Below are 12,073 nucleotides of genomic sequence, written 5' to 3'. Positions count from 1 at the left end.
ATCGATGGCCGATGATTTAAAAGAAGCCCGCCAGCTGCTCAGCAGGGCGGTTGATATTCAAAGCAGACTGGGACGTTCAGATGTCCGTAACGAGCTCATCCACCGGTCGGTGCCTGTCTTATGGCTCGGGGAGAGGCGGGATCATCCGATCGTCACCATTGGGACAAACCCGACGTCCCGATATGTTTTGAACGACCAGGCTGAATGGCAGACGACGGCGCAGTCATTTGACAAGGAAAGTGCAGATCTACTCGCATCTTTTCAAGAAGATGATGACCGGCAGACAGCCGTCATCAGGAAATATGAGGATTATTTTAAGGGGGAAGAGGCGTATACCCGATGGTTTGGCAGAAAGGGTGGAGCGAAGCTTGAGGGGTTTATGAACGGGATGGGAGCTTCTTTTTATCAAAACGAGCCCCCTCTTGTTCATGTCGATGCTTTTCCTTTTCCGACGCTCCAGTTTATGGGTAAAATAAAAAACAAAGAGAAGCTGCTGCGTCTTCCTGAAGTAACGGCAATGCTTGAAGAAACGCTGCATTATTTACAACCTTCCCTTATCCTGCTGCTTGGCAGAGAACACAGGAGAAGGTTTACAGATGTCTATGATGTGTCCTACGATTCATCCATGAACGTAGAAGGATTCCCTTCTGCCCGGTTTCATTTCGGTACATCCCCCACCCTTGATGTACCTGTCATCGGCCTCGATTTCAAGCCGTCCGAGCCGTTTCTGGGCCTAGGCAGCCGTGTAGATGATCGTGGGGCACATCACGGGCGGTATGGAAAACGGGAAAGTCAGAGGGATATCGGTGCATATATTCGAGAGTGTTTTTTGAAAAGGGGAGAAGGAGTATGAGAATGAGACTGGGAGTGCTGTTTCTGTTCAGTCTGGTTGTAATAAGCGGCTGTGTGCAAGGCGATGTGAAGCTGACCGTCAACAAAGATAAAAGCGGTGAGGCACAGGTGCAGATTGGTGTGAACGAGGAAGAGGCGGGTCTGTTCATGGAGCGGATGCAGGGTGTGATTGATGAAGCGGAACAGGACCTCGAATCCCGCGGCTATCAGGTGGAACCTTACGAAGAAGATGGCTACACCGGGTTTACCGCCGGAAAGGCTTTTGAAAACGTCGAGGAAATCCAGGTTCCGGATCAGCTGGAACAACCGGCAGCCGCTGGAATCGGGGATGTGATGGAAGGTCTACCCGTAGAATGGTCGGAGGAGCCCGGGTGGTTTACGACTACATATCAGGTGGAAGGTGAAATAAATCTTGAAAACAGCGGAATCATGGGCGGGATGCAGCAGATGGTTTCGGATCAGCTGGATCTGACGTTCACACTCGACCTTCCGATCGCACCGAAAGACCACAACGCCGACCGGACAGACGGAAATGAACTGCAGTGGGATATTCAGACTGCCGGTACAACGAATATGATGGTGGAACTCGCCGTCCCTAACATTCGGAACATCATCATTACCGCTGTCGCAGGTCTCCTGATCATTGGATCCCTCCTCTTTTATCTACGGAAAAAACGGAAAACGAGGCAGGACTGAAAAAAGCCGCCGGACATGAGGATGTCCGCGGCTTTTCTCTATTTTGTCCCTTCTTCAAAAGCGGTCTTCATCTCCCGCATCGATTCGTACAAGTCGATGATCGGAAACGGATAATTTTCTCCGAGCTGAACCCCGTACTGTTCCTGTTCAATCATTCCCATTGCCCTCGGCTTGAAAATCCAAGGTACGGGCAGTTCACGAAGCTCAGGGACCCACCAGCGCAGGTAATCGCCATCAGGATCATAATCCTCCGCCTGTTTTTCCACGTTAAAAACCCGGAAGGAAACAGCATCATTTCCGACTCCCGCGATATACAGCCAGTTGCCGTAGTTGCTGCTTACGTCATAATCGACGAGTTGTGATTCAAACCAGGCGGCCCCGATCCGCCAGTCCAGACCGAGGTTCTTTGTAAAAAAGCTCGCCACATTCTGGCGTGCCCGGTTGGACATGAAACCGGTCTGTTTTAATTCCCGCATGCCCGCATCTACGAGCGGATAGCCCGTGCGGCCGTCCATCCACGCCTGCAGATGCTCCTCGTTTGTTTTCCAGGGGATCTCCAAACCATTCAGCCCTGTCCTGTAGAAGAGACGATCGCCGTATTTCCGGTGAACGAGGTGGAAGTAGTCCCGCCAGAGCAGTTCGAAATATAGCATATAGGTCGACTTGTTTTTCGTATGGTTTTTTTCATAGTGCTGGATCTGCTCATACACGACCCGCGGGGACAAATTGCCGTTCGCCAGATATGGAGAAAATTTAGAGGAATCGTCTTCTAGAAGCATCCCGTTTCTCGTTTCCTTATAAACCCGGAGGCGGTCCTTAGTAAAGATGTAGTCCCGGAGCCGTTGTTTAGCCGCTGTCGATCCGCCATGGTATCGCGGCTCTTTCCACTCGTTCTCCAGGCCTGAGGCAGCTACGTCCGGAATCTTCCCTTCCTCCATCCTATTTGGAAGCTCCACTTTCACAGCTGCTTGAGGTGGAGCGATCGCTCTAGGCGGCGTCACCCCATTTTTTTCGATTCTTTTTCTGAACTGGGAAAACGTATCCGGCACATCCCGGGTGGAAAATGGCAGGTCTTCCGGCGGAAACAGGTTATGTCCGTGATCGACGTAAAAAGGTACGCCGGGCAGAGCCTTTCGAACTCCTCTTTCGGTCTGCTGCTCTTCCGTTGCGATTTCTTCATGAAGGTACACACCGTTAATAGTCAAATCATCGGAAAGCTCGAGGAAAGCTTCTGCTGGGTCCTTATACCTAATCAAAAGCGGGACGTTCAGTTCAGCGAGATTCGTCCGCAGGTCCTCCAGACTCTCCTGGATAAATTGTGCCCGGTGACGCCCGGTTTTTTTAAAACCATAGGAAAGATCCCTGTATTCATATGGATCGAAAATATAAAGTGCGATGACCGGATGCCCTGCTGTGACAGCTCTAGTCAAGGGTTTATGGTCGTGGACACGCAGGTCATTCCGGAACCAGACAATCGAATAGGTGCTCATCGTCATTCTCTCCCTTTTTCTCCTAGTGTACCCTGTGGAGGACGCTTGTTCACACTTTTCATCGGTTGGATGTGTCTTTATTCGACAACATCGGGTATAGTTAAAATAGACCATTCAACGAAAGAGTACATCATCTATATTTTGTTGTGTACGGCCTGGGAGGGTAGCGGACACACGATAGGGGAGAGGAAGAAATGGAGCGTTTTCGTAAAAAATGGATGCAGAAGTCTGCAGTAATATTGACGGCGTTCACTTTGTTCACAGCAGGAGCATCGGCTGCAATTCCTCATCAGGTAGAGGCGAAAAGCTGGAAACAGGAAGTTCATACAGAGGAAGGAAAATACCCGGATCTCATCGTATACGGAGTCTACAAGGATTTGAAGCAGGAGACCCGGGGCCCACTCTCGTATAAAGAAACCAAAGCTTCTATCGATAAGATGAGCAAATCGGAAGTTATGGACCATTATCTGGATCGAAATAACCGCAGGGTCACGCCTTATACATTGATGAGAGTAGTGGATGCTGTGTACGGCATAGATCTTCAGGCTATATCTGATCTGGGGGTTGGAAAGCAGACAGCCACCTATTCAGATGATGTCCTGGACCGCATCAGGAAAACGGCATCCCCTTGGGAACTGAGCGATGAGCGGATTGCGAAGCTTTCGAAAGTCCGCGTGATGCAGTTGTACTGGCTGTCATTTGAAGAAAGACTGACGGCCGAGGAACGGTATACGATGATCAATGAAATCTTTGGAGTGAATTTAGTAGGCATTGCAGGATTGGAAGGAACGGGAGTTGCCCTTTTCTCAAAAAATCAGTGGATTTCGCAGTATGATACGGACTTATTCATTGTAGAGACCGGCAGTGACGATGTGGATGTGTGGGTATATCCGACAGAGTATTTCAAGCAGCAGACGGGCCTTGAAGAAAATCCAGAGGAATTGAACAATCGTTTGACCAAGCTGGGCTTCTCCTATAGTGAAGAAAAAGGCGCCTTTTATTACACTGATCCGAACGGTGAATCGGTTCCGGATGCTTTCAAGGGACAGACGCTTGGAACCATCATTGGATTCATCCAGGAAAAGTATAAAGATCTTTTAGAAACAGAAAACGCTGCGTGAGACCGCAGCGTTTTTTTGTATGCTTTATTCCAGGTTCCACAACTTTTGCTGCACAGGATCGTCAGGATCAATGAAGATCGTACCATGCTCGTCAGGCTTCAGGCGTGTTTCGTAGAGGCCTTTTCCGGTTAATGCCTTCAATGTTTCGCTCTGTCTTTTTTCAACAGCCCGCAGGCGTTCGATTTGCATCCACATCTCTTCTTCTGTCACATCATCGCCTCCTGTTCCTTTATGGTAACATCAGATTTCACTCTATGTTTTTCTAACCCTATGATGGTAAAAATGGAAATTCAAATGTTATCCTGATTATGGAAAAGGAGGAGGAGCTTTTGAAAAACATAATTCGATGGCTGGCAGCGCCGATAGCTGTTCTCATGATCTTTGGTATTCAGCTGACGCTTGAATATAGTTCTTATCACGTTCCGTTTGGTGTAGGGATGGAGGAGGAAACCGTTGAAAAATATAATTGGAGGGGGGAGGTTGTTGAAACAGCCCCGCTTCCATCTGAGAATGTTTCCCACAACGGCACTCTTATTGTAGAAATGGAATTGAAAGAGGCGTTTGGACTTCTCATTTCAATCATCGCAGCTTTTCCTTTATTCCTGCTGATGGATGTTGTTCTTAAACGTCTTGGTATTCAGAGTACCGGGTTATTGCCGAAGAGGTGGGAGAATGTAATCAAATGGGGATCGATCGCCTTTCTATTCGTTCTGTTGATGTTTACGTTCTTTATGTTCCAGGAGGCTGTTGAAGAAGGACGGTCCTTTTTTGATGCTTTACCATAATACATAAGACCTGTGCAGCCAGCTTTTAACCCTATATCTAAAGCCTGTCCTGTGATCAAACCTTGATCACAGGACAGGCTTTTCCTTTTGAATTTACTGTTTCTTTTTCAACACGTCAACAAAGTGGGCGAGGATTCTTGCGGTCATTCCCCAGATCACCTTGTCTCCATATTGATAAAAATATTCTTCCATCTGACGCGTGCGCCAATTGTAATTTTCACCACCCGGGATGAGCTCGTAGGGGAAGTTTTCCGCCGGCTGGGCCTCGAAATGGACGTAGTGGATTTCCGGATCCTGGTCCATAAAGAAGGAAAGCGGAACGGTAAAGAGCTCCTTCACTTCATCCGGATTCTTTTCAAAGGCACTTTCGTCGGTATTCAAGTACCCTGCAAAAGCGTAGACAATCATTCCGAACGGGGAGACGAGATAGTCGAGCGGATGGACGTCGGACAGTTGTCCGCGGCGGATGCCTAATTCTTCCTCCGTTTCCCGGATGGCGGCCTGACGTGCAGAAGAATCATCTGGATCGATTTTTCCGCCTGGGAAACAGATCTCTCCGGGCTGGCGCCTTAGTGTATTGGCCCGTACCTCGAACAGAACGTGGATGTCTCCATCCTTTTCCATGAGCGGCAGAAGGACAGAGAATTTACGGAACTGTTCGTGACCGAGCACAGAAGGCTGGTGTTGTTTCATTTGATCGAGTATATGTTTCGAATTCATCGTTTCACCTCATGCCTTTACTATACCAGACCGCACCGTCCGGGAGGAAAAGAGCCGCTCGACAATTACAGCGCTTCTTTGATCACCTTTTTGTAATATAAGACAGAAAGGAGACCGAAGATGGAATATAAAGCTGTGTAGACGCCCATCACCATCAGCATTGGTGTCCAGATTTCATTACCGAAAAAGAACCAGCCGGACTTCACGGCGAAGTAGCTGTGCAGCAGACCGATCAAGAGCGGCACCCCGAAGTTGAAGAGCTGTTTGCCTTGAATGCCGCGCAGAAGATCGCCCCTTGTAAAGCCGAGCTTCCGCAGTACCGTATAGCTTTCCTTTTCGTCTTCCCCTTCATCCATCTGTTTGAAGTAGAGGATGCAGCCGGAGGTGATGAGAAAGGTGAGTCCTAAAAAGGCGACGATAAACATGACGGCCCCCATGTTCTGTTTCTGGGAGGTTTCCACGTACCATTGGGACCGGTGCTCGAAACTTTCTGTTAAACCGGCTTCCTCAAACAATTGAAAAGCTGCTTCATTCCTGCTGTCATCCTCCAGATTAATCCCGGTATAAATAGAAGGTTCCAGCTGCTCTTTCATGTCCATAAACTGTTCCTCGGACACGACGCCGATCGGCAGACCGCCGGCGGTGTAATAGGAGGAAATCACATAGTCTTCCCGCAGTCCTTGATAGGAAAGATCCACGGCGTCATTCTCAGACAGCCATTCCACTTTTCCATCGCCCTTTAAGGAAATATAGGACTGCATAATATCGTTGTAGCCGGTCATGATCATGCTTCCTCTTTCCAAGTCGAGCTCAGGCACGGCGGTTTCACTGATGACAGGAATGGTTGTATTTTCTGCGTTGAAATTCATATCCTCGAGGTCCACATCCAGAATATCCTCCACATTGAATTTCGCCTGCAGCACCTCCACCTGTCTGTAGGAATGGTCAAAACCTTCTTCCTCCAATGTATCGGAAAAGGCCATCGCTTTTTCTTCGTTGGTGATGGCAAAATCATCAGGAGCATTATTTTCCGCAAGGCTTTCCGCTGAGTACAGTGAAATATAGCTCAGTGCCAGCAGTCCAATAGCAAGGGCGGAAACGGTCGTAATCACGGTGAGCAGGAAGGCATTGGATTTCATCCGGAACATCATCGAAGACAGCGAAAGCACTTCGTTGATGTTCATATAGCCGGCTTTCCGTTTTCTAAGCAGGTTGCTGACAAAGCGCACAGAACCCTTGTAGAAAAAGTAGGTGCCGATGATCGTGGATGCCAGAATGAACGTCATGGCGATAAACAGCCCGTTGATCGAGGTAATATCCCCTTCAAACAGCTGTGTGGACACATAATAGCCCGAAGCAATCATTCCTATGCCGAGCACTCCCATGATGTGTTCCCACACGGAGAGTTTTTTCACTTTACCCTGCGTGCTCGAGGTAACACGGAAAAGGGAGAGGATGGACTGCTTCCGAATAAAGATGTACATCGTCGCCATAATGAGCAGGAAGATGCCCGCAAATACGATCACCGTCTGGGCAAGGGCCGCCATGGAGAAGTGCAGGTCGGCCACTTCATCAACATTGACAATCTTAAAAAAGCCCATGAGAATCAGCTTGGAAATCGCAAACCCGATAAAAATGCCGGCCGCCATCGATCCGAAGTAGATAATTAGATTCTCTACCACCAACAGCCGGAAAATCCGGTTTTTCGTCATGCCGATCAGCTGGAACAGTCCGATTTCCTGACTGCGCCGTTTCACGAATAAAGCATTGGCATAAAGGAGGAAAACGGCCACGATGGCAATCAATAGAACCGAAGCGACCATCAATCCTGCACTTCCTTTCACAGATCCGTCCTGACTCATCGCCGGGTCGTACTGAAGGGTCACGAAGGAAAAGTAAAGGGCGACGGAAAAGACGAGGGCGAAAACGTATAAGTAATAGTTCTTGATATTCTTTTTCAAATTTCGGAGGATCAGCTGATTAATGCTCATAGCTTACACCACCCAATACACCCTGGGTTTTCATGATGTCCTTCAAAAATGCCTCCCGCGTCTGTCCACCTTTATTCAACTGGGTGTAGATCTGCCCGTCGCGGATGAAGATGACGCGGCTGCTGTAGCTCGCAGCTACCGGGTCGTGCGTGACCATCGCTATGGTGGCTTCCCGTGTGTCATTCAGGCCGCTCAATTTGCCCAGCAGATCGGATGCGGACTTGGAATCCAATGCCCCTGTCGGCTCATCGGCAAAAATGATGCTCGGTTCATGGATGAAGGCCCGCGCCGCTGAAGTCCGCTGCTTCTGTCCACCTGATATTTCGTTCGGGTACTTGTTTTGGACATCCTCGATGCCAAGTTCTTCGGCAAGCGCGTTGAATTTCCGCTGCGCCTCTTTACGATCCGTTTTCGAAATGGAAAGCGGAAGCAGAATGTTTTCCTTCACCGTCAGTGTGTCCAACAGGTTGTATTCCTGAAAAATGAACCCGAGATGATGCTTTCTGAACTCTGCCAGCTGTTTGTCCTTTTGTCCGGTAATTTCCTGCCCGTTGATCACGATCGATCCGTGACTGACCCGGTCAATAGAAGAGAGGACGTTCAACAAGGTCGTTTTCCCGGAACCCGATGCGCCCATGATGGTGACAAACTCCCCTTTATCAATCGTGACATCGATGCCTTCCAGAACGTGCTGCTTCATAAATTTGTTTCCATAGCTCTTATGGATTTTTCTTGCTTCTAATAAACTCATTCATTCAACCTCCTTTTTCATCTGACTTCATTGTACGTTTACCGGGGACGTGTTTCCTTCGATTCAGCTAACAAAAGAGGGGGTGGAAGTGACACTTTTGTCACATGGCTTTCATTTAATAAGAGCTCTCCCGATAGGTTTGGAAAAAGCAGACCAGGGTTCACCTTAGAAGCTTAAATGAGGTTCAAGTCACGTTCGTACGTCGACTTTGGAGGTGCAGAATAACTCAGGGTTTTACATGAATGGTCCTTTTGTTTCGTTAAAAAGTACCCCTGGGGTTATGAACAAAGTCTATAATCCCAATGATACCTGCTGTAATGAGTAATAGAGCCAAAGCGATGAAAATCATCCGGGTGATCTTGTACGACCATTTTTCCGATTTAAAATCTCTTATCCCTTGTAAAGGGAAAAAGAGTAAACACAACCCGGACAAGAGTGTAAAAATAAACATGAACGATCCGCTCCCTATTCATGTGGCGCTAGTCTATACGATGCGGCTCTTCTATACGTTTCACGAGGAGGAGAATCCATAAAAAAGTATCCTTCTACCATCAGGTAGAAGGATAGCGGTTAGTTCTTAGGACGCCACAGCTGTTCCATGGCAATGACAAGGGCGGTACCGACGAGCAGACCGTTGCTCATTAAGTTCTGCACAAGCGCAGGCATCGCAGAAAACACTTCCGCCGGAAGAAACATCGTCCCCATCCCGAAAAGGTAGGCAATGCCGACGATGGTAATCTTTCTGGAATCCAGAGGCTCCAGCGTGAAGTTGTTAATCGCGATTCCCACAAGCTGGACGAATGTCGCCATAAGCGCCGCGTTGGCAACCGAGGAGGGGATGCTTGAAATCACCCGTGTCACCGGCGGAAAAAAGGCTGTAAACAACAGCAGGATGGCAGCGTAGATGAACGGGTTTTTCCGCTTCTGCCCGGTAATGGCGATAAAACCTGCGGACGTAGCTCCCGGGACGTTGGCGACGGTTGCCATGCCGCCGGCAATCATCGTATTGATTCCGGAAAACATCGTTCCTCTGTCGACCTGGACGCCGTTATTTTCTTTACCTTCTCCTACTGTCTGTTTCACTGCTGTAATGGAGGCGACGATATTCGAAATCGAAATGACAGCTGTAATGAACGCCATCGGCAGCAGGCTCCACTCCAGCGTTGGTAGACCGAAAGCGAATAGCTCGGGAACTGAAAATACTGGCATCTCCGCTTCCGTCATCTGCCCGCCGAGAATCAGGCGGTGAATGACCCAGCCGATCACAATGCCGATGAAAACGGCATAGCTGCTCAGCCATCCTCTGGCAAACGTCGATAATCCGAGCACAATAAAGAACGTCAGAAAGGCAAGGACTGCGGTCGTTCCCTGGATTGTTCCACTGTCTCCCTGCAGCCCGAGCATCCCTTTCAGCAGCGTTCCACTCAGCTGTACGGTCAAGAACAGGAAGAATGCCCCTGTCACAAGAGGGGTGAAGATCGGCAGGATTTTCTGCGACACTTTAAACGCCCCAAACAGGAACAAAAAACCGCCTGTCATGATCATCGTCATCTCCAGCGCCTGAAGTGTTCCTGTATAACTGCCGCCTGCTTCTGCACCGGTCATGGCCATAACGGTAAAGATACTGACCCAGATGCCTGCGGGAATTTCCATGATCGGCAGACGGTGGCCGAACAGCCCTTGAAGCATGGAAGCGATCCCAACGGTGAAGAAGGTCCGCTGGATCAATCCGGCGGTTTCTATGTAGTCTAATTGATAAATCGATCCGATCACAATCGGCAGCGCAACCGCATTAGCAAGCAGAAAGACGAACCATTGGATGGTTTCAAGCAGGCTGGCTGCCGGACTGGTTTGATTCAATGTTAACACTCCCTCAAAAAACAGTGGTAAAGAATAACTATGAGTGTATCACTTTCTATCCTGTTGTGGGGGACGATCCGGGCGGTTCCTGATCTTGGTGAACGTATTCGGTTCCGGGAACCAAAGCGTGAACATGGATCCCAGGCCGGGTTCCGATTGAACATCCAATTCAATGTTCAACGGGCGGCGGATGCGGTCAACGAGGTAAAGGCCCATCCCCGATGCTGCTTCAGTTTGGTGAGCGGTTGTTGACGTGAACCCTTTTTCGAAAATGCGTGGTCTGTCCTGTGCTGCTATGCCCCGCCCTTGATCAGCAACCGTAAGAAAAGATCGGCCACTCTTTCTGCCGCTTGTTACCGTAATGTCTGAGGAAGGGCTGTATTTAATGGCGTTCGATAGCAATTGACGGATCATAAAGGAGAGCCATTTCGCATCGGTCAGAACAGATTTCTGATCCAGCTCAAGGTCAAAGCCGATGCCTTTCTGCATGCACCACGATTTCAAGGTTTTAATTTCACTGAACAATAAAGGCTCGAGCGCGGTTTCTTCTATGTATAAGTCATTTTCAATAAAAGGGATCCGCTTCCGGTGCAGCTGCTGGTCGAGCAGAAGATGGATCCGCATCCATTCATAGGTCAGACGCGAGCGCAGCGGGTAGTCTTCAATCCCTTCGATCATCAGCTTCATCGCAGTCATCGGCGTTTTCACTTCATGGATCCATCCGAGCAGGTCATCTTTTTCCTCCTGCAGAAGATCCTGATGATGGGCAGCTTCCTTTTTCAATCGTTCCAGCTGCTCACGGATGCTCGTTTCAATGACGGACTCCAAGGGACTCTCAGCTTCAGGAATCGTGGTCAGATCAAGGTCATTGTCCCGCTCCACCAACTGCTTGTAAAACCGGGTCTCCTTCTGGAAACGGAGGAGCAGAAACAAGCTGAAAATGATCAGCGATAAAAATACGTAATACGTAACGGCACGGAATGGGAGGGACGAGTCGAGGTATCCAATAAGGAGGGCAAGCATTTGAAGGGACATGAACAGAAGAATCCAGCTCAGCTTTTCCCGCATATAGGTGAAAATCATGAGCCTGCCTCGTCTCTGGCTGTATACCCTTGCCCGACTTTTGTTTCGATGACGTGTTCCAGACCGATCTCATTCAGCCGTCTGCGCAGCCGGTTCACATTGACTGTGAGTGTATTGTCACTCACGAAGCGTTCATCCTCCCACAGCTTTTGAATGATTTCCTCACGGGAGACCACTTTGTTCTTTTTTTCGAGCAGCTGCTTTAAAATGAAACTTTCATTTTTCGTTAAATCAATGGACGTATCGTTTGCCGTCACCCGGCCCCGCTCAAAGTCCACCGTTGCGCCAAACCACGTCTGCAGTTCAGAGGCGTGGGTGTTGTAGTTGTAGACACGTCGGAGAATGGCCTGGATTTTAGCGATCAATACTTCAAAGTGGAACGGTTTCTGTACAAAATCATCGGCTCCAAGATTCATCGACATGACCATATCCGTCGGGTGATCCCTGGAGGAAAGAAAGATGATGGGGACGTTGGAATGCTCCCGGATCATCCGGCACCAGTGGAAGCCATCGAACTTCGGGAGCTGGATATCGATGATCACAAGCTGCGGTTCAACGGACGTGAATACTTCCATCACCCGGCTGAAATCCTGCACCCCGTGGACCGCATACGACCACTGGGACAGCCTTTCCTGCATTTCCTGAAACAATGTCCGGTCATCTTCAATCAACAGTACATCAAACACATCGATCCCTCCGTTTTTCCGTTATTTACCTTTTGCTA

The 12,073-nt window shown here is 49.0% G+C and carries 12 protein-coding genes; 4 read left to right on the top strand and 8 right to left on the bottom strand.

Features of this window, described 5'->3' with window-relative positions:
* Window positions 1-4 precede the first annotated feature (4 nt).
* Together ACXAGL_RS06445 and ACXAGL_RS06440 are read left to right on the top strand one after the other, a co-directional pair.
* Window positions 5-853 carry a hypothetical protein gene (locus tag ACXAGL_RS06445; RefSeq protein WP_474990447.1) on the top strand — a complete coding sequence of 283 codons (849 nt, stop codon included), beginning with the start codon at window positions 5-7 and terminating at the stop codon, window positions 851-853.
* On the top strand, window positions 850-1,548 hold the full coding sequence (locus ACXAGL_RS06440; protein ID WP_474970019.1) for an LPXTG cell wall anchor domain-containing protein: 699 nt from the start codon (window positions 850-852) through the stop codon (window positions 1,546-1,548). The genes ACXAGL_RS06445 and ACXAGL_RS06440 overlap by 4 nt, the downstream gene beginning before the upstream one ends.
* A 38-nt stretch (window positions 1,549-1,586) precedes the next feature.
* Here ACXAGL_RS06440 and ACXAGL_RS06435 read toward each other — a convergent pair whose 3' ends face one another.
* Entirely contained in the window at window positions 1,587-3,038 is a 1,452-nt protein-coding gene (locus ACXAGL_RS06435; protein ID WP_474990445.1) for a DASH family cryptochrome, read from the bottom strand.
* 194 nt (window positions 3,039-3,232) lie between these two features.
* Between ACXAGL_RS06435 and ACXAGL_RS06430 the strand changes: the two genes are divergently transcribed.
* Window positions 3,233-4,159 (top strand): hypothetical protein, encoded by a 927-nt coding sequence (locus ACXAGL_RS06430; RefSeq protein ID WP_474990443.1) that lies wholly within the window; start codon window positions 3,233-3,235, stop codon window positions 4,157-4,159.
* A gap of 24 nt (window positions 4,160-4,183) precedes the next feature.
* On the opposite strand, the gene ACXAGL_RS06425 is transcribed toward ACXAGL_RS06430, so the two are convergent.
* The gene (locus ACXAGL_RS06425) at window positions 4,184-4,369 is read right to left on the bottom strand and encodes a hypothetical protein (protein ID WP_474970016.1); all 186 of its coding nucleotides are present in this window, start codon (window positions 4,367-4,369) and stop codon (window positions 4,184-4,186) included.
* Window positions 4,370-4,488: 119 nt separating this feature from the next.
* Between ACXAGL_RS06425 and ACXAGL_RS06420 the strand changes: the two genes are divergently transcribed.
* Complete coding sequence (locus ACXAGL_RS06420; protein WP_474990441.1) at window positions 4,489-4,944, top strand: hypothetical protein; 456 nt, start codon at window positions 4,489-4,491, stop codon at window positions 4,942-4,944.
* A 93-nt stretch (window positions 4,945-5,037) separates the two neighbouring features.
* On the opposite strand, the gene ACXAGL_RS06415 is transcribed toward ACXAGL_RS06420, so the two are convergent.
* From ACXAGL_RS06415 to ACXAGL_RS06390, 6 genes are all read right to left on the bottom strand, one after another.
* Window positions 5,038-5,664, bottom strand: a complete 627-nt coding sequence (locus ACXAGL_RS06415; protein WP_474970014.1) for an NUDIX hydrolase — start codon at window positions 5,662-5,664, stop codon at window positions 5,038-5,040.
* A gap of 65 nt (window positions 5,665-5,729) precedes the next feature.
* Window positions 5,730-7,655 carry an ABC transporter permease gene (locus ACXAGL_RS06410; protein WP_474990439.1) on the bottom strand — a complete coding sequence of 642 codons (1,926 nt, stop codon included), beginning with the start codon at window positions 7,653-7,655 and terminating at the stop codon, window positions 5,730-5,732.
* Window positions 7,645-8,406 carry an ABC transporter ATP-binding protein gene (locus tag ACXAGL_RS06405; RefSeq protein ID WP_474970724.1) on the bottom strand — a complete coding sequence of 254 codons (762 nt, stop codon included), beginning with the start codon at window positions 8,404-8,406 and terminating at the stop codon, window positions 7,645-7,647. The genes ACXAGL_RS06410 and ACXAGL_RS06405 overlap by 11 nt, the downstream gene beginning before the upstream one ends.
* A 570-nt stretch (window positions 8,407-8,976) precedes the next feature.
* Window positions 8,977-10,275, bottom strand: a complete 1,299-nt coding sequence (locus ACXAGL_RS06400) for a purine/pyrimidine permease (protein ID WP_474970011.1) — start codon at window positions 10,273-10,275, stop codon at window positions 8,977-8,979.
* 39 nt (window positions 10,276-10,314) lie between these two features.
* On the bottom strand, window positions 10,315-11,349 hold the full coding sequence (locus tag ACXAGL_RS06395; RefSeq protein WP_474990437.1) for a sensor histidine kinase: 1,035 nt from the start codon (window positions 11,347-11,349) through the stop codon (window positions 10,315-10,317).
* Window positions 11,346-12,035, bottom strand: coding sequence for a response regulator (locus tag ACXAGL_RS06390; RefSeq protein WP_474970727.1), 690 nt, complete (start codon window positions 12,033-12,035; stop codon window positions 11,346-11,348). Before ACXAGL_RS06390 ends, ACXAGL_RS06395 begins: the two co-directional genes overlap by 4 nt.
* Window positions 12,036-12,073 lie beyond the last annotated feature (38 nt).

It is taken from the genome of Halobacillus sp. ABA4_118 (assembly GCF_056160205.1).
This window is presented reverse-complemented; position numbering and strand designations above follow the sequence as displayed.

What these genes read in the sequence shown, in the direction of transcription:
- ACXAGL_RS06445 (WP_474990447.1), top strand. Translation starts at nt 5, where the DNA reads ATGGCCGATGATTTAAAAGAAGCCCGCCAGCTGCTCAGCAGGGCGGTT.
- ACXAGL_RS06440 (WP_474970019.1), top strand. Translation starts at nt 850, where the DNA reads ATGAGAATGAGACTGGGAGTGCTGTTTCTGTTCAGTCTGGTTGTAATA.
- ACXAGL_RS06435 (WP_474990445.1), bottom strand. Translation starts at nt 3,038, where the DNA reads ATGAGCACCTATTCGATTGTCTGGTTCCGGAATGACCTGCGTGTCCAC.
- ACXAGL_RS06430 (WP_474990443.1), top strand. Translation starts at nt 3,233, where the DNA reads ATGGAGCGTTTTCGTAAAAAATGGATGCAGAAGTCTGCAGTAATATTG.
- ACXAGL_RS06415 (WP_474970014.1), bottom strand. Translation starts at nt 5,664, where the DNA reads ATGAATTCGAAACATATACTCGATCAAATGAAACAACACCAGCCTTCT.
- ACXAGL_RS06410 (WP_474990439.1), bottom strand. Translation starts at nt 7,655, where the DNA reads ATGAGCATTAATCAGCTGATCCTCCGAAATTTGAAAAAGAATATCAAG.
- ACXAGL_RS06405 (WP_474970724.1), bottom strand. Translation starts at nt 8,406, where the DNA reads ATGAGTTTATTAGAAGCAAGAAAAATCCATAAGAGCTATGGAAACAAA.
- ACXAGL_RS06395 (WP_474990437.1), bottom strand. Translation starts at nt 11,349, where the DNA reads ATGATTTTCACCTATATGCGGGAAAAGCTGAGCTGGATTCTTCTGTTC.